Annotated in this window: 16 protein-coding genes; 8 read left to right on the top strand and 8 right to left on the bottom strand. The window is 60.8% G+C overall.

Annotation, left to right across the window (positions count from 1 at the left end; all coding sequences use genetic code 11):
- Positions 1-12: 12 nt before the first annotated feature.
- From ABD919_RS20945 to ABD919_RS20925, 5 genes are all read left to right on the top strand, one after another.
- Positions 13-819, top strand: coding sequence for a ferritin-like domain-containing protein (locus ABD919_RS20945; protein WP_345238032.1), 807 nt, complete (start codon positions 13-15; stop codon positions 817-819).
- A 47-nt stretch (positions 820-866) separates the two neighbouring features.
- Positions 867-1847 (top strand): ferritin-like domain-containing protein, encoded by a 981-nt coding sequence (locus ABD919_RS20940; protein ID WP_345238031.1) that lies wholly within the window; start codon positions 867-869, stop codon positions 1845-1847.
- A gap of 123 nt (positions 1848-1970) precedes the next feature.
- Entirely contained in the window at positions 1971-2687 is a 717-nt protein-coding gene (locus ABD919_RS20935; protein ID WP_345238030.1) for a ferritin-like domain-containing protein, read from the top strand.
- Positions 2688-2711: 24 nt separating this feature from the next.
- Positions 2712-3602, top strand: coding sequence for a ferritin-like domain-containing protein (locus tag ABD919_RS20930; protein ID WP_345238029.1), 891 nt, complete (start codon positions 2712-2714; stop codon positions 3600-3602).
- 202 nt (positions 3603-3804) lie between these two features.
- Positions 3805-3999, top strand: coding sequence for a hypothetical protein (locus tag ABD919_RS20925; protein WP_345238028.1), 195 nt, complete (start codon positions 3805-3807; stop codon positions 3997-3999).
- A 230-nt stretch (positions 4000-4229) separates the two neighbouring features.
- Here ABD919_RS20925 and queG read toward each other — a convergent pair whose 3' ends face one another.
- From queG to ABD919_RS20890, 7 genes are all read right to left on the bottom strand, one after another.
- Positions 4230-5186, bottom strand: coding sequence for a tRNA epoxyqueuosine(34) reductase QueG (gene queG, locus ABD919_RS20920; RefSeq protein WP_345238027.1), 957 nt, complete (start codon positions 5184-5186; stop codon positions 4230-4232).
- Positions 5187-5277: 91 nt separating this feature from the next.
- Entirely contained in the window at positions 5278-5868 is a 591-nt protein-coding gene (locus ABD919_RS20915) for a hypothetical protein (RefSeq protein ID WP_345238026.1), read from the bottom strand.
- Positions 5869-5873: 5 nt separating this feature from the next.
- Positions 5874-6929, bottom strand: coding sequence for a Holliday junction branch migration DNA helicase RuvB (ruvB, locus tag ABD919_RS20910; RefSeq protein ID WP_345238025.1), 1056 nt, complete (start codon positions 6927-6929; stop codon positions 5874-5876).
- A 264-nt stretch (positions 6930-7193) separates the two neighbouring features.
- Complete coding sequence (locus ABD919_RS20905) at positions 7194-7541, bottom strand: HIRAN domain-containing protein (RefSeq protein ID WP_345238024.1); 348 nt, start codon at positions 7539-7541, stop codon at positions 7194-7196.
- A 52-nt stretch (positions 7542-7593) separates the two neighbouring features.
- Positions 7594-8577 carry a hypothetical protein gene (locus ABD919_RS20900; RefSeq protein ID WP_345238023.1) on the bottom strand — a complete coding sequence of 328 codons (984 nt, stop codon included), beginning with the start codon at positions 8575-8577 and terminating at the stop codon, positions 7594-7596.
- A 99-nt stretch (positions 8578-8676) separates the two neighbouring features.
- Positions 8677-9432 carry a hypothetical protein gene (locus ABD919_RS20895; RefSeq protein WP_345238022.1) on the bottom strand — a complete coding sequence of 252 codons (756 nt, stop codon included), beginning with the start codon at positions 9430-9432 and terminating at the stop codon, positions 8677-8679.
- A 43-nt stretch (positions 9433-9475) separates the two neighbouring features.
- A complete protein-coding gene (locus ABD919_RS20890; RefSeq protein WP_345238021.1) occupies positions 9476-10420 on the bottom strand; it encodes a helix-turn-helix transcriptional regulator in 945 nt (314 codons plus the stop codon).
- 241 nt (positions 10421-10661) lie between these two features.
- Between ABD919_RS20890 and ABD919_RS20885 the strand changes: the two genes are divergently transcribed.
- Together ABD919_RS20885 and ABD919_RS20880 are read left to right on the top strand one after the other, a co-directional pair.
- A complete protein-coding gene (locus ABD919_RS20885; protein ID WP_345238020.1) occupies positions 10662-11816 on the top strand; it encodes a hypothetical protein in 1155 nt (384 codons plus the stop codon).
- A 62-nt stretch (positions 11817-11878) separates the two neighbouring features.
- Positions 11879-12244, top strand: a complete 366-nt coding sequence (locus ABD919_RS20880; RefSeq protein WP_345238019.1) for a hypothetical protein — start codon at positions 11879-11881, stop codon at positions 12242-12244.
- A 70-nt stretch (positions 12245-12314) separates the two neighbouring features.
- Here the strand turns inward: ABD919_RS20880 and ABD919_RS20875 are convergent, their stop codons facing one another.
- Positions 12315-13550: an acyl-CoA dehydrogenase family protein gene (locus ABD919_RS20875; protein WP_345238018.1), complete on the bottom strand. Its 1236-nt coding sequence runs from the start codon at positions 13548-13550 to the stop codon at positions 12315-12317.
- Between the two features lie 276 nt (positions 13551-13826).
- Here ABD919_RS20875 and ABD919_RS20870 point away from each other — a divergent pair, with 276 nt between their 5' ends.
- The gene (locus tag ABD919_RS20870; protein ID WP_345238017.1) at positions 13827-15647 is read left to right on the top strand and encodes a TrkH family potassium uptake protein; all 1821 of its coding nucleotides are present in this window, start codon (positions 13827-13829) and stop codon (positions 15645-15647) included.
- Positions 15648-15785 lie beyond the last annotated feature (138 nt).

The raw sequence follows: 15785 nt of genomic DNA, 5'->3' as shown, positions 1-15785 counted from the left end.
CGCCACTAATTCATGCCCAACTCATTGCTGCCCGGCGGTTCCGGCCTCCCCCAACCCGAGCAAACCCCGCTGACGCCCCTGAAGCGGCGCCAGTTTTTACAATATGCTGGGGCATCGGCCAGCGTAGCTGCCCTGGCCCTGGCTGGCTGCTCCAAAAAAGACGACGACAACCAGCCCATTACGCCAGTCACCAACACAGAAGTAGGCAGCGGCGATGCCGGCGTGCTGAACTATGTCTCGGCCGTGAAGCTGGTGACTTCGGCCTTTTATACGGCCCTGCGCGAGGGCAATTACTTTAAAGGGCTGCCAACTAGCAATAGCGCCGAAAAGCAGATTCTGGACGACCTGGAAAAGCACGAGTCCGTCCACAAAAACTATTACAAGTCGCTGGTCGGAGCCAACAGCACTTCCGGCCTCAAGCAGCTGGAAACCGACTTTACCAGCCTCGACTTCAATACCCGCCTGACGGCGCCCGGCGCCGCCCGGATGGGGGTACTGAACGCGGCCATGCTGTTCGAAGACCTGAGCGTTGCCGCCGTCAATGGGTCGGTTCGCTTTCTTACCAACCCGGCGGCCTTGTTCACCCTGGCCAAAATCGTGTCGGTCGATGCACGCCATGCGGCCCTGATTCGCGACCTGGTAAGCTACAACTCCTTCGTGGCCACCGACGTGGTAGACGTTTTTGTACCCAGCAGCACCACCCCCGGCGAAGGCGACGGCACCGGCATGGAACGCCTCAAGACCCCCACCGAAGTGCTGACCATCCTGAACACTTACCTGAAAGAGGGCTCCAAGATTACCGCGGCCCTGCTGGTGTGATGCAGCACTTCGGCTTTTCTCTCCCTTAACTACTGACGCCCGCTGGCATGGATTTATTAAAACTGATTTCTGATATTGAGCAGGTAGACCCCGAAGTGTACGAGCGCCTCGACTCCCGCCGCCGGGTGTTCCGCCACGTTTCGGGCATGGGCAAAACCCTGGGCGCGGCGGCCCTGCCGGGCTTCATGAGCATGCTCTTCAACAAAGCCTACGGGCAGGGCAGTGCCACCACGCTGCCCGCCCCGGTGGCCGACGTGCTGAACCTGGCCCTGCAGCTCGAATACCTGGAGTACCACTTCTACGCCATCGGCCTAGGCTCCGGCACGCTGATAAGCGCGGCCGACCGCCCGGCCATTACCGCAATCCGCAACGACGAGTCGGGCCACGTTAAAGTGCTGCGCGGGGCCTTGCGGACCCAGGCCTTTAGTGCCAGCGACCCGACGGCGGCAGCTTTCGACTACACCGCCGGCAACCGCTTCAACGCGGTATTCTCCAACGCGGCCATGTTCTACGCCGTAGCCCAGTCCTTCGAAGACCTGGGCGTGCGGGCCTACAAAGGAGCTGCGCCCAAGCTGCTTGCCAACAAAACGCTGGTAGAAACGGCTTTCCGCATCCATTCCGTGGAAGCCCGCCATGCCTCGCACATCCGCACCTTGCGCCGGGGCAAGGCGGCCGGGGTAGAAGGGCCGGCAGCCGCCCAAACGCCCGCGCTAGCTAGCAACTTGGCCGAGCGGCCCAAGAGCTGGGTGTCGGAAACCGACAGCGGCGGCCCGGCTGCCCCCTTCACCGCACCTATCTATGGCGCCGGCACCCCCGCGGTAGGCGTAGCCAGCCAAATCTACTTCCCGGCGGAAGACAACTACATTCAGAACGGTGCCACCACCCTGACCGGTTCTGCGGCTACCCCGGAAATCGACAGCAGTGCGGCGTCCGAGGCCTTCGACGAAGGCCTGAATGAAAACAAGGTCAAAGACATTGCCTTGTTTTTCCGCTCCGCCCAGGGAGCAGCTTTGGGCTTGTTTCAATAAGCCGAGGGCGGGCAGCCCCCGGTGGAAGGTGCCCCGGCCGGGGTGGCCTTCCTACCCTGGCAACTGTAGCCCGGGCTACCTTTGCAGTGGCGGGCTGCAGCCGGCATTTTTATTTTTTTGTCAATGACTTTCTCTTCTTCCTCTGATAAGCCAACCGCCGGGCCGTCCTGGGGCCGCCGGGCCTTTTTGCAGGCCACCGGCGCCACCGCGGCCAGTGCTGCACTGCTGCTGGCTGGCTGCAGCAGCGACGACCCCACGCCGGAGCCCGTAAACACCACGCTGGTTTCGCTGGGCAGCAACGACGTGGGCCTGCTCAATTACGTGTATCTGCTGAAACAGCTGCAGGCGGCTTTCTACCAGAAGGTGCTGGATAACCCGCCTACGGACCTGCAGGCCGGCGACCTGGCTTTCCTCAACGACCTGCGCGACCACGAGGTTATTCACCGCGAAACCCTGCGTTTCGCGCTTGGCAATCAGGCAATAACCACGATACCCATCGACTTCACCACCGTCACCCTGACCACCCGGGCCGGTGTGCTGGCCACCGCCAAGCGCCTGGAAGACCTGGGGTCGGCGGGCATCGCCGGCATTCTGCGCCTGGTGCTCGACCAGTCGCACTTCGCTACGCTCCTGAAAATCTCCTCGGTAGAAAACCGCCACTCCACCTTTATCCGCGACGTGCTGTCGCCGGCGGCGGGCACCTTTGCCACCGATGTGGTGGTGAATACGCCCCCCCTGCTCAGTGTAGCCGCCACCCAGACGCCAGCCCAGGTCACGGCGAACTTAGCGCCGTTCTTCCTGCCCCTGAGCATATTCACCGACTCGCTGCCCTCCGCGTAGCCTCCTTCCATTGCCTTCGACCCAATGAATCTCCTTTCGCTTCTCAACCGGCTGAGTGTAGCCGACCAGCCTGCGGCCCCGGCACCCGCCCCACGCCGCCAGGCGTTGCGCCAGCTGGGCCAGGCAGTGGCTGCCGGCCTGCCGCTGGCTATGGGCGCAGGCAGCCCGGCCCAAGCCAAAATAAAGGACACCGCCCTCGATGCCGTTCAGCTGCTGCTGAGGCTGGAAGACCTGCTGGCCGACTTCTATACCCAGGCCCTGGCCGCCCCCGCTCTTATGGCCGCGCCATTCCGGGCCGACCTGACGCTGCTGCAGACGCATCAGCAAAACCACGCGGCCTTTCTGCGTCAGACCCTGCGCGATGCCGGCGTGACGCCCCCGCCCGCTCCTACCAGCCCCCGCTACGACTTCAGCGGCCGCCGCGGCAACCCGTCCAACCCCATCCTGTTTCCCACTGTATTCACCGGCCAGAACGGTTTTCTGGAAATGGCCCAGCAGCTGGAAGATGCCAGTGCGGCCATCTACCAGGGCCAGGCGGCCTTCATCATCGGCAACCGTTTGCTGCTCGATGCCGTGCTACGCATGCAAGCCGTGGAAGCCCGCCATGCCGCCCACCTGCGTACCCTGCGGCGCACCCTGAGCGGAGCCCGGGTGAAAAGCTGGCCCAGCCGGGCCGACGCCGCTCCCAACCCGGCTATTCAGGTGCCGTCACAGCCGGCTACCACGCCGCCCAGCACTACGTCGATTTATGCGTTTGAGGCCAACGAGACGCAAATCATGTCGGGGGCTCGCTTGGTGCCCTATGCCACCCTCCTGACCGGCAGCAACCTTGTACAAACCAATGCGCTTGCCGAAGCCTTCGACGAGCCTCTGCCCACGGCGCAAGCGACTGCGCTGCTGAATATTTTCGGCTAAAGGACTTACATAATTTTGGCCTTACCAGTTAAAAGAGTGGCTCCAGCCGCTCTTTTTGCGTATTGGGCAGCCGTGCCAGCAGCGTTTTGCAAAAAAGACTTGCGCCTGGTTAAATCATTTTTGTATATTGGCCATCCGCTGCAATCGTTTCCGGAACGGGCAGCTAAACTCTCCTATTCTTTCACCGCTACATCGAAACCCCATGCTAGAGTATGTGAAAATGATTCTGCTGAAAGTAAGTTTCAACAAAGCGCTGTTTGAAAAAGAGCTGCGCAAGTCATTAAAGATGCTGATGCCCGCCGAAGTCCCCGACTTCCGCACCTGGTGCTACCAGCAGTTTTCCCGCATCTACCGCAAAGTTCTGAACCAGGTGTTCGGAGCAATAGCAGTGGCCTAGTCGGCCAGGTATACCCGCTTGTCTTTCTGAGCTCACAAAGAGGGCCTTATCAGCCCAGAGCAGTTAGCTGTATAGCTGCTCTGGGCTGATAAGGCCTTTTGTTGTCGCCTGGCTAAGGCAAACGGCCAGGTGGCGCCCGCTTGAGGCTGGCAGTTATTAGCTGTCCGTTGTTAGCCTCTCGGTTAGTACTTCACGGAAAACGGACAAGCCGTTTGCTGCTGCAGGCCTACTTACTCTTCTGCCTGCCACTCGCCCCCGTCGCCAGCTACGAAACGGATGTTTCGGGTGAGCCCAGCGTAGCCGGTGCGCTTCACTGCCGACTGCCGGAACAGCTCCGAAAACAGCTCGTGAGTAATTTCCTGCCAATCGGACGGCTTCAGGTCTTTCAGGCTGGGATGGGCGTTAAACTGCGGCTCCTGATGGGGCTTGGAGAAGCGGTTCCAGGGGCACACGTCCTGGCAGATGTCGCAGCCAAACACCCAGTTGCCGAACTGCCCGGCTACTTCCCTCGGTATCTGGTCCTTCAGCTCAATGGTGAAGTAGCTGATGCACTTGCTGCCGTCCACCACGTAAGGCTCGGTAATGGCTTGCGTGGGGCAGGCGTCGAGGCAGCGGGTGCAGGAGCCGCAGTAGTCGCGGATGGGCCCATCGTAGGCCAGCTCCACGTCCACAATCAGCTCGGCGATGAAGTAGAACGAGCCCGCGCCGGGGGTAATCAGGTTGGAGTTTTTACCCACCCAGCCCAGGCCGCTCTTCTTGGCCCAGGCTTTATCGAGCACCGGGGCCGAGTCGACAAAGCAGCGCCCGTTGATGGCGCCAATCTGCGCCTCCATATCGGCCAGCAGCGTTTTCAGCTTGTCTTTGATGACGAAGTGGTAGTCGCGGCCGTAGGCGTACTTGCTGATTTTAAGCGTGTCGTCGGGCTGCTGCTCTTCCTTGGGCGGGTAATAGTTCAGCAGAAGCGAGATAACCGACTTGGCCCCGTCCACGAGCAGGCGCGGGTCGAGGCGCTTGTCGAAGTGGTTTTCCATCCAGCGCATCTGCCCGTGCCGGCCCTGGTGCAGCCAGTTTTCCAGACGCGGCGCTTCCTCCTCCAGGAATTCAGCCCGGGAGATGCCGCAGGCCATAAAGCCCAGTTCGGCCGCGCGGCGCTTAACAAAGTTGGCCCACTCGGATTGGGGAAGCATTAGTTTAAGGGAAAAGAATTGCGAAGAAAAGAGAAACGCGCCGCTGGGGGCGGCGCGTTCCGTTTGGGACTTGACGTAGGCTCCACAAATCTTACTCAAACTCGCTGATGTCTGCTCGCATCATGTCATCGACACTTTCAGTCGGCAGCAGCAAAGGCAACCCTTCTTGCCTTGCAGCTAGCAAGTTTTGTGCTGTGCCCGACAGGAAACACCCATCTTGACCATATAGTCGCGGATTAACAGCCCAAATTTCCCTTTTACTACCTGCCCGGACCGGAATAGAATCTAATGCTTGATAAAATGACTCCGGTAAATAGTCGCCCCCAACATTGGAAATTACTTCCTCAATAACCTCGCCTTGGTAAGATACACGCGCTATGACTTGTTGCCGATTAGGGCTCATTGATTCGATAACACTGAATTTTTCATCCGGCAGCAACTCCGTCAAAAATTCTAATAAGGTTGCTGCCAAGTCGCCTTCATCATACAAACATTCAGCATCAAAGTAATGAATTCGTAAGTCGTACTTCTTGCTCAATCGTGCTATTCTAGCATCTAAGGGCTCTTTATTTGAGGGCATATTTCCTTTATAATTATTGCTTTGGCAAGAATGTAATATGCCCAAGCCAAATGCTAAGAAAAGCATCAGCCTGGGCATACGACGTAAGAGTACCCAATTCATTCGTGCTATCCCTGCGTGATTTCACCGAACAGGTCGCCGGTGTTGCCGCGCAGGTGGGCGGGCAGCAGGCGGCCCAGGTGCTGGTAAGCAGCCTCGGTGGCCTCGCGGCCCCGGGCCGTGCGCTTGATGTAGCCTTCCTGAATCAGGAAAGGCTCGTACACTTCCTCAATGGTTTCGCCTTCTTCGCCGCAGGCCGTGGCAATGGTGCTGATGCCCACCGGGCCACCTTTGAACTTGTCGATGATGGTGGTCAGGATGCGCTTGTCCATGTCGTCGAGGCCGCGGGCATCTACGTCGAGGGCGCTGAGGGCAAACTGCGCGATGTCTACCGTGATGGTGCCGTTGCCCTTTATCTGGGCAAAGTCGCGGGTGCGGCGCAGCAGGTTGTTGGCAATACGCGGGGTGCCGCGCGAGCGGCGGGCAATTTCGAAGGCCGCATCCTCGTGAATGGGCGTACCCAGAATCTCGGCCGAGCGCTGCACAATGGTGGTCAGCAGCTTGGAGTCGTAATACTCCAGGCGGGCCGAGATGCCGAAGCGCGCCCGCAGCGGGGCCGTGAGCATGCCCGAGCGGGTAGTGGCGCCAATGAGGGTGAAGGGCGACAGCGAAATCTGCACCGAACGGGCGTTGGGGCCCGAGTCGAGCATGATGTCGATGCGGTAGTCTTCCATCGCCGAGTAGAGGTACTCTTCCACCACGGGGTTGAGGCGGTGAATCTCGTCGATGAACAATACGTCGTGCGGCTCCAGGTTGGTGAGCAGGCCGGCCAGGTCGGAGGGCTTGTCGAGCACCGGGCCCGAGGTCATCTTGATGCTGGAACCCAGCTCGTTGGCGATGATATGCGAGAGCGTGGTTTTGCCCAGGCCGGGGGGGCCGTGCAGCAGCACGTGGTCGAGGGCATCGCCGCGCTGCTTGGCGGCGCCCACAAACACCTTGAGGTTTTCCAGGATTTTGTCCTGCCCGGTAAAGTCGTCGAAGGAAAGCGGCCGCAGGGCTTTGTCGATGTCCTTATCGGTAGGGTCGTAGCCGTCGGCACTTCCAGAGAGATAGGCTTCGCGCATGAGAGAAATTGCTAAAATTAAAAGAGCTGCTTGCTAATCGGATTAGAAACCCTTTTGCCGGCGAAAAAGCTCCCTGAAAAATGAGTTTTTAGTTGCTAGTTGTTCGTTGTCAGTTGTCAGACTGTTCTATAGACCTATTCCTAACAACTAACAACTAACAACTAACAACTAACAACTAACAACTAACAACTAACAACTAACAACTGACAACTAACAACTAACAACTGACAACTAACAACTAACAACTGACAACTGACAACTGTCCTACTCATGCAGCAGCACTTCAATGTCCAGGTGCAGCCAGTCCGACTCCCAGGACTTGTGGTTGAGGCGGGCGGTGATGCGCTTGCCGGCGTCGAGCAGGCGGGCTACGGTTTCGTTGCGCCCTTCGGGCAGGTAGCCCAGCCACACGTTTTCGGCCGAGGTAGCCGGGTGGGTGTGCACCTGCACGGCCCAGTCGTCGTACTTGCTGTCGGCTTCGCGGGTGAGCATGAGCAGCTGGCCCACGTAGAGCTGGGGCTCGTACTGCTGCAGGTTGGGGCGGTGGGAAGTGCCGGCCACCAGGCATTCGAGCAGCACGAGGCCGGCAGAGGAAGTAGCGTCTTCAGACATAAGGAACCAAGCAGTGAGGCGGCAAAGTAAGGGCGTGGGCGCCAGTATACGCCTAGCGCCCTGGCTGGGGCGGGCTAAACATCAGGTACGGGCTGTCTTCCCGGTAAGGCAGGCGGCCGGTGAGGCGCTGGCTTAGCTGCGTGGCGGCTTCCTGCCAGGCCGGCCGGGGCGGGCTGAGGTCGTCGCGCAACAGGGGCCGCAGCAGCACCTCGTAGTCGGCGGGCAGGGCCATGAAGGGCTCAGTGGCGCTCAGCCGCACGGGCTGGAAGCCCACGCCCAGGCTTTTCAGGGTTTCCGCTCCTATCAGCACCAGGTTGCCTTTGGCATCGATAAGCGCGCCGGTGAGTACCAGCAGGCCGGCCGTGCCGTTCAGGTCGTTGAGGCGGCTCAGGTGCTCCACGTGCTGGGAGCCTTGGTCGAGGTAGTAGCTGGTGGCCGACGCCGAACCGCCGGAAATGGGGCCGACGCTTGTCATCTTCTGGGAAAAGTAGATGTTGGCTTCGCGCACGATGGGCAGCAGCAGGTAGTCGAGCTTCTGCGCAGCCATCAGGGCCAGCAGGGCCTGGCGGGTGCTGCCCTGCCCGTTCCAGCCGGCCAGCTGCACGCAGCTCTGGCCGGGGTTGGGGCACTTCAGGTTCTGGACGTAGCCCGGCAGCGTCCCCGGCAGCTCCTGGTCGGTGGTCCCGAAGTACACATCGGGCAGGTGCTGGGGTTTGATTTCAGCAGGCAGGGCCACGGCCGTCAGTCCCGGCTGCCGGCCCAGAAAGCGGCTGATGGAGTCCAGCAGTGCCTGCGCCCGCGTTTTGCTGAAGATGCGCTTTGCCGCCGGGTGCTGCAGCCGGGCCGGCACCACGCCAATGCGGGCCGGCGCGCCGGGCACAGCCTTGGGCTGGTAGGCGTGGTAATAGGGCGAGTGCAGCACGGCAGTGGGCCCGGCCAGGCCCTGGGCCTGCCCCAGGCCGGCCGATGCCAGCAGCAGGCTTCCGACAATGCCGGCCTGCTTCATGTAAGCCGGCAGAAAAGAGCGCAAGGACATGTGAAGAAGGGCGCAAATGAGGACGGTTCCCGGGACTGTAAAAATAAGCGCACAGCCTGTTAAAACCCTGCTTACCCGCCCTGCTCCACATCCTGAAAGCTAAGCCAGCTGCATGGCCGGCGCCACCGGCCGCCGGCCGGCCCGCAGCAGCTGCCGCAGCGACAGCAAGTGGCTGCACAGCGCCACCGGCACCACAAACGAGGGCAGCCACACAAAGGGCAGGTCGGCCACCATGGTATTGGCCGGCCCCTCCATAAAGACCCGGAACGGGGCGGGCGTCGACAGGGCAGACACGATGACGATGTTGAGCAGCAGGGCCAGTCCTCCCAGGTTCCAGAGCATGGCCACGCCCGGCGACCATGCCCGGCGTGTAAAGCACATATAAGCCACTACGGGTGCGGTGAGGCCCACCAGAATGTCCCAGTTGCGGCCCTCAAAAGTCATTTGCACAGGCACCACGCCGGCCCTGAACAGCAGCCACAAAATAATTTCCATCAGCACGCGAAAGCTCTGAACGTAAACCAGCGCCGCTGAGGGCGCCGTATCGAGCAGGCGGCCCACGGCAGGCAGCAAGCACAGCGCAGCCGCAAATGCAAAGGGCGGCAGCAGCACCAGCAACAGGCGCGGCGGCAGCGCGGTGAAGTCGCGCAGGATGCCGCTTTGCGCTACAACGCCCACATACGCCAGCCAGGCCAGCAGCAGAGCCGCCGCCAGCCCCACCCCGCGCCGGCTCCGTTCCAAACTGCTACCAGCCGCCCGCAGCGCCGCCCGGAAGCCGCGCAGCGAGAGGAAGGCAAGAAAGGCAACCAGAAGCAGAAACAAGGCCGCAGCCACTTGATAGGATGGGGTTTGCATGGCGTTCAGATGAAATAATGACCCTGCAAAAGTACCGTCCCGCTCAGGCCTTGTATTGACCAAAATTGCTAATTGTGCCCTGCTGCTGGAACGCCTGGGGCCAGGCGCCTGTGGCGGCGTGAAACGCCCGGCAAAAGGCGCTGCTGCTCTCGAAACCCACCAGCTCGGCAATGGCGGCCACGGGCAGGGGCGGGCGCTGCCCGAGCAGGCCGGCCGCTTTCTGCAGGCGCAGCCGGCGCAGGTAGTGGTAGGGCGTTTGCCCGTACACGGCCCGAAACAGGCGCAGGTAGTGAAACTTCGACAGGCAGGCTACCTGGGCCAGCTCGTCGAGGCTGGGGTTGGCGGCGTAGTAGCTGTGCAGGTAGTCGAGCGAATAGCTCAGGCGCCGGTACACTTCCTGCCGGGTAGCGGCCTTTACGGCGGGCAGGGCTTCGAGGCGCCGGAAGGCGGCCCGCTGCGTGTGCAGCAGCCGGGCCAGCAGGCGTAGCAGCCACTCTTCCCGCAGCGTGGCGTGGTGGTTGAAGGCTTCGCCCTGGTGCAGGGGCTCGTCGAGCAAGGCGGCAGTCACGGGGTCTTTTTCGTAGACGCGGCCAAAGAAACACACTTGTTCGGCGGGCCCAAAAGGGTCGTCGAGCAGGCGCTGGTCGGCCGTGCTGAGGTCGCGCCAGGCGGTTTCGGCCAGCTGCTGGCCGAAGTGCACGTTCAGCGTTTCGGTGCCCGGGGCCGCTACATCCAGGGTGTAGGCTTCGCCCTGGTTGCTGAGAAAGTAGCCGTCGGCTTCAAGCTGCACGCGGCGGCCGTGTACTGCCACGGCGCTGCCCCCGCGCCGGTTGCTGAACAGGGTGAGCGGCCCCACAATGTCGGGCCGGTGTACGGTGCCGGTGGTCTGTACATTCAGCACCACGCTGGGCCAGCCCCTGCCTTCGGCAAAGCGTAGGGCAATGTTGCGCTTCAGCTCGCTGATGTCGGGAAATTGGGTACGCAGCATGGGGATAAATGGCGGAAGCTGGCATCGAATTACCGGACTTCGTATCTAGCTTAAAGAAATGAAAACAAGTAGCTGCCGCCCGGCTTGAAGTACTGGCTGGCGCTGCCTGCGGCAGCCGGTACCAGACGGCCCGTCATCCAAGTTAGTTGAAAAGCACCTCCTCTAGCAGCATCTGTCCACCTATTTTGTTACGTAATCTCTCTTACCACCTTTCACTGAGCACCATGGCTCACAACCAATTATGGCCGAATTTGATGACAATGACGAGCTGAATGAGCTGCCTGGCGGCCATGAGCCCAGCGAGGCTGAAAAGGAAGCCCTGCTGGAGCAGATGACAGCCCGCCTGCCGCCTGAGCTGTACAGCACGCTACAGCCCCTGCTGCTACTGGGCGGCGTGGCCAACCACATGCTGCTGGGCTACGCCGACGACCCCATCCCGGCTGCCCTGAAGGAGCTGCTCGACTACGATAATGAAGTGGTGCAGCGGGTAGGAGCAGTTGACGATACCCGCGGCCTGGGCCGCCTCATGGCCTTGCACACGCTGGAGTTCTTCGACTTCATGCTGGTAAGCCGGCTGGTATTTGAAAGTAGCCTCGATGAACCCCTGCGGGCTTTTCTGGCCCGCAACAAAGCCGGCTCCACGGCCGAAGACCACACGGCCCTGCGCGACTACCTGCTCAAGTTCAGCGAGGACCTGCTCGAAAACCTGGGGCAGTACCTGGCCGCGCACAACGAGGAGGCCCGCGAAGAGCTGCGCATGCGCCGCCTGCAAACGGAAAGCATTTTTGCTACCCTGGGCGATACGCTGCGCCCCTTCTATCCGCCGGGGCAGTCGCCCGAGGAAGAGCAAATCCTGGCCCTCGACCAGGCCGACGAGGCCGAAGACCAGCAGGAAGTGATGGTATCGGTGGTGTTCAATGAAGTGCAGCGACTCACCCTTAGCACTGCCTTGCAGCTGCCTGGCATCCTCATGACCTTGGGCGAGACGCCCTTTGCTGAAGCCTTGGCCACGGTGCCGCGCTTCCGGCAGAAAGCGATGCAGCGCCTGGCCAACCGCCTGCGCAGCTCGCCCGCAGAAACACCCTTTACCCTGTCGTGGTCGGAGCTGCTGCGCCTCTACCAGGCCGCCCAGGTATGCGCCCTGAGCGCGGTAGCCGACGTGTCGGCCACGGGCAGCCTCGAAGACGTGATGCTGCGCGGGGGCGTGCCGGCCGATAAAGACAACGCGCCGGCCGCCCCGGTGATTGGGGCCGAGCAGGCCCGCGAAACCCGTGAGATGATAACCACCATGATGTCGGGCTTTATCGACGTAGTGGAAAACAGCTATCCCCACGACCAGGAGGTGAAAGAAGCCAAGGCCGAAATCAGCAAGCTGGCGGAGCTGCTGGTGGAGTAACGACCAGCAGCAACCTAGCAGCAGGGTAAGTTGCAGTAGTTTTCACTCCAACTTCTTGCCCCATGAAAAAAGCACTTTCCTTCGCTGCGTTACTGCTGGCTGCAGCCGGCTCCTGGGCCTTTTACCCAAAGCCCGCTGAGCCCTCTGGCTACATGATGGTGATTGGCAGCGGCCGCACCTCAGGACTTGCTTCCTACACTGCATCTATTACAGTAGTCCAACCTACCGGGGAAGAACAAGCCCGGGAGATTGATACAAAGTCATTAACCCGTAAAAACGTGATGAGCGGCTTTGTCGACCTGCATAAAGCGGAGCTGGCCCAGCTAAACCAGCTTTCTGCGCAAGGGTGGCGGGTGGTAGCTGTCACCCAAAGCAACTCATTCCAGGGCGCCTTGAATGAGACTACCTACCTGCTGGAAAAGAAGTAGCCCGACAAGCACATGCATAAAAAAGCCCCGCTGAGGTTGCTCAGCGGGGCTTTCACTTTTTAATTCGACTCTACTTAAAGGCCTGAATCCCGGTGATATCAGCTCCGGTAATGAGCAGGTGGATGTCGTGGGTGCCTTCGTAGGTGATTACCGACTCCAGGTTCATCATGTGGCGCATCATGGGGTATTCGCCCGTGATGCCCATGCCGCCGTGAATCTGACGGGCTTCGCGGGCAATGTGCAGGGCCATGTCAACCGAGTTGCGCTTGGCCATGGAAATCTGGGCGCTGGTGGCTTTGCCCTCGTTTTTGAGCACGCCCAGGCGCCAGGCCATGAGCTGGGCCTTGGTGATTTCGGTAATCATCTCGGCCAGCTTTTTCTGCTGCAGCTGGAAGCTGGCGATGGGCTTGCCGAACTGCTCGCGCTGCAGCGAGTACTTCAGGGCCGACTCGTAGCAGTCGATGGCCGCGCCGATGGCGCCCCAGGCGATGCCGAAGCGGGCCGAGTCGAGGCAGCCCAGGGGCCCCTTCAGGCCGTCGATGTTGGGCAGCAGGTTTTCCTTGGGCACCTTCACGTTGTCGAACACCAGCTCGCCGGTGCAGGACGCGCGCAGGCTCCACTTGTTGTGAATCTCGGGGGTGGTGAAGCCTTCCATGCCGCGCTCCACGATGAGGCCCTTGATGCGGCCTTCCTCGTTTTTGGCCCACACCACGGCTACCTGGCACTCGGGCGAGTTGGAAATCCAGAGCTTGGCGCCGTTGAGCAGGTAGTAGTCGCCCATGTCCTTGATGTTGGTGGTCATGCCACCGGGGTTGGAGCCGTGGTCGGGCTCCGTGAGGCCGAAGCAGCCCAGCCACTCGCCGCTGGCCAGCTTGGGCAGGTACTTCTTGCGCTGCTCTTCCGAGCCGTACTGGTAGATGGGGAACATCACCAGCGAGCCCTGCACCGAGGCCGTGGAGCGCATGCCGGAGTCGCCGCGCTCAATCTCCTGCATAATCAGGCCGTAGCTGATGTAGTCAAGGCCGCCGCCGCCGTACTCGGTGGGGATGGTGGGGCCGAAGGCACCCACGTCGCCGAACTTGCGCACGATTTCGGAGGGGAAGTGGCCTTCCTGAGCCCAGCGCTCGATGTTGGGGTTGATTTCCTTTTTTACGAAGTCGCGGATGGACTGGCGCACAAGGATGTGCTCTTCGGTCAGCAGGCCGTCGAGGTCGAAATAGTCGGTGAAGCCGTTGGCGTTGGTGCTGCCTTTCTGGGCAGAGTGGGCCTTGGCCTGGGGAGATAGTACGTCGGCTTGCGAAGACATATCGGAGGAGTTAGATTAGGTGGGAGGCCCAAAGATAAAAGGTTTGTGCCGGGCCGGCAGCGCCTTAGGCGGTTCTGCCAGCCTCAAAAGCGGCCCGGCGGCCCATAGGTTCCCAGGCAAGCGGTCCTTTATATTCATCTTTTAGCTGATAAACGGCGTAAGGGACTGCAGCGGCACTTGGCTTCAGGTACCGTTCTTCGCGGGCTATAAAGCCCGCGGGCCAAGCAGCAAGGGGAATTACTCTGATGGCCTGCCCCACGCCTACTACCTTTCTCCATGCCCTTTCCCAAGCTCAGCCAGCACCTCTACGAAAGCCTGCAGGAACAGCGCCCGCAGCTGGTGAGCCGGGCCGACACGGTGCTGTTTTACCTGAGCCTGGGCGGGCTGCTCATCTTTCTCTACGACCTGGGCTTTGCCCACAGCGAGCAGGCCGAGCTGCTGCTCACTTATTTCTACGGCGGCTACACGGCCTTGCTGATGCTGCTGCTTATCGTGCGGCTGACGCTGCTCAACCGGGCCGGCGTGCCCAGGGGCTGGCTGGTGGTGGAGTGCCTGCTGATTGGGCTGGCCGGGCTGGGCGTGCTGCTGGCTTTTTTCCCGGTGCGCTTCCTCTTCGATGGCGCCGTGCTGCGCCGCTACATCGAGCAGGACCTGCTGATTCTGGCCGTGCTGCTGTATGTATTCCTCACGGAGCTTTCCCGCCGCTCGCTCAACTTTTACCGGCTCAGCTACAACCCCACGCTGCTGTTTGTGAGCAGCTTTATCGTGCTGATTGGGCTGGGCACGGGCCTGCTGCTGCTGCCGCGGGCCACTACCCAGGGCATTGCGCCGCTCGACGCGCTGTTTACGGCCGCCAGCGCGGTGTGCGTGACGGGGCTGATTACGGTAGATACGGCCACGGCCTTCACCACCTTCGGCAAGGTGGTGATTCTGATGCTGATTCAGCTGGGGGGCCTGGGCATCATGACGTTTACGAGCTTTCTGGCCATGTTTTTCCAGCGCTCCTCGTCGTTTCAAAACCAGCTGTTTCTGCAGGGGCTTATCAACGAAGAAAGCATTGGCAACACCATGCGCACCATCGGCAATGTCGTCTGGATAACGTTTCTGGTGGAGCTGCTGGGCGCCTGCCTGATTTATGCTTCCATTGGCCCCAGCGAGATTCCGCGCCTGCACGACCGCCTGGGCTTCGCCATCTTTCACTCCGTCTCGGCGTTTTGCAATGCGGGCTTCTCCACGCTGTCGGCGGGGCTGTACGACGAAGGCTTCCGCTTCAACTACGGGTTTCAGCTCGTCATCATTGCCCTGATTCTGATTGGCGGCATTGGCTTTCCCATCATCTTCAACCTCTACCGCTACCTGCGGGCCACTGCCCGGGGCCGCTGGCGGCAGTTTTATTACCGGGAGCGGTACGCCTACACGCCGCGCCTCATCAACGTAAACACCAAGATTGTGCTGCTCACCTCGGCGGCGCTGCTGGTGGCGGGCACGGTGCTGTACTACGGCATGGAGTACCACAGCACCCTACGCGAGCATTCCGGCCTGGGCAAGCTGGTGACGGCCCTTTTCGGCGGCGTTACGCCCCGCACCGCTGGCTTTAACACCGTGGACATGACGCAGCTGACCACGCCGCTGGTGCTCATCTACCTGCTGCTGATGTGGATTGGCGCCTCGCCCGGCTCCACGGGCGGCGGCATCAAAACCACTACGTTTGCCCTGGCCTGCCTCAACATCTACAGCATTGCCCGGGGCCGCGAGCAGCTGGAGCTCTACGGCCGCCACATTCCGGCCAAGTCGGTGCAGCAGGCGTTTGCGGTTATCGTGCTCTCCTTTCTGGTGATTGGGCTGGCTACCCTGCTCATCAAGTTTTTCAACCCCGAGCTGACGCTGATCCACGTAGCCTTTGAAACGTTTTCGGCCTACAGCACCGTGGGGCTCACGCTGGGCATTACCGACGACCTTACGGCCGGCAGCAAGCTGGTCGTTATTGCCACCATGTTTCTGGGGCGGGTGGGCACCTTCACGCTCATTGCCGGCGTGGTAAGCAAAGCCCGCAGCCTGAACTACCAGTACCCTTCCGAAAACATCATCATCACTTAAAGTAGACGTTGGAGTTTAGACATGAGACGTTAGACCTTAGACATGAGAACTGTTCTGACGGAAGAACTTTCTAACGTCTCATGTCTAAAGTCTAGAGTCTAGAGTCTAACCTCTAAGGTCTCATAGAAATCTCAGCCG

The organism is Hymenobacter saemangeumensis (assembly GCF_039541835.1).
GTDB lineage: Bacteria > Bacteroidota > Bacteroidia > Cytophagales > Hymenobacteraceae > Hymenobacter > Hymenobacter saemangeumensis.
This window is presented reverse-complemented; position numbering and strand designations above follow the sequence as displayed.

Excerpts from the sequence above, each read along its gene's own strand:
- ABD919_RS20945 (WP_345238032.1), top strand. The coding sequence starts at position 13 with ATGCCCAACTCATTGCTGCCCGGCGGTTCCGGCCTCCCCCAACCCGAG.
- ABD919_RS20940 (WP_345238031.1), top strand. The coding sequence starts at position 867 with ATGGATTTATTAAAACTGATTTCTGATATTGAGCAGGTAGACCCCGAA.
- ABD919_RS20935 (WP_345238030.1), top strand. The coding sequence starts at position 1,971 with ATGACTTTCTCTTCTTCCTCTGATAAGCCAACCGCCGGGCCGTCCTGG.
- ABD919_RS20930 (WP_345238029.1), top strand. The coding sequence starts at position 2,712 with ATGAATCTCCTTTCGCTTCTCAACCGGCTGAGTGTAGCCGACCAGCCT.
- ABD919_RS20925 (WP_345238028.1), top strand. The coding sequence starts at position 3,805 with ATGCTAGAGTATGTGAAAATGATTCTGCTGAAAGTAAGTTTCAACAAA.
- queG (WP_345238027.1), bottom strand. The coding sequence starts at position 5,186 with ATGCTTCCCCAATCCGAGTGGGCCAACTTTGTTAAGCGCCGCGCGGCC.
- ABD919_RS20915 (WP_345238026.1), bottom strand. The coding sequence starts at position 5,868 with ATGAATTGGGTACTCTTACGTCGTATGCCCAGGCTGATGCTTTTCTTA.
- ruvB (WP_345238025.1), bottom strand. The coding sequence starts at position 6,929 with ATGCGCGAAGCCTATCTCTCTGGAAGTGCCGACGGCTACGACCCTACC.
- ABD919_RS20905 (WP_345238024.1), bottom strand. The coding sequence starts at position 7,541 with ATGTCTGAAGACGCTACTTCCTCTGCCGGCCTCGTGCTGCTCGAATGC.
- ABD919_RS20900 (WP_345238023.1), bottom strand. The coding sequence starts at position 8,577 with ATGTCCTTGCGCTCTTTTCTGCCGGCTTACATGAAGCAGGCCGGCATT.
- ABD919_RS20895 (WP_345238022.1), bottom strand. The coding sequence starts at position 9,432 with ATGCAAACCCCATCCTATCAAGTGGCTGCGGCCTTGTTTCTGCTTCTG.
- ABD919_RS20890 (WP_345238021.1), bottom strand. The coding sequence starts at position 10,420 with ATGCTGCGTACCCAATTTCCCGACATCAGCGAGCTGAAGCGCAACATT.
- ABD919_RS20885 (WP_345238020.1), top strand. The coding sequence starts at position 10,662 with ATGGCCGAATTTGATGACAATGACGAGCTGAATGAGCTGCCTGGCGGC.
- ABD919_RS20880 (WP_345238019.1), top strand. The coding sequence starts at position 11,879 with ATGAAAAAAGCACTTTCCTTCGCTGCGTTACTGCTGGCTGCAGCCGGC.
- ABD919_RS20875 (WP_345238018.1), bottom strand. The coding sequence starts at position 13,550 with ATGTCTTCGCAAGCCGACGTACTATCTCCCCAGGCCAAGGCCCACTCT.
- ABD919_RS20870 (WP_345238017.1), top strand. The coding sequence starts at position 13,827 with ATGCCCTTTCCCAAGCTCAGCCAGCACCTCTACGAAAGCCTGCAGGAA.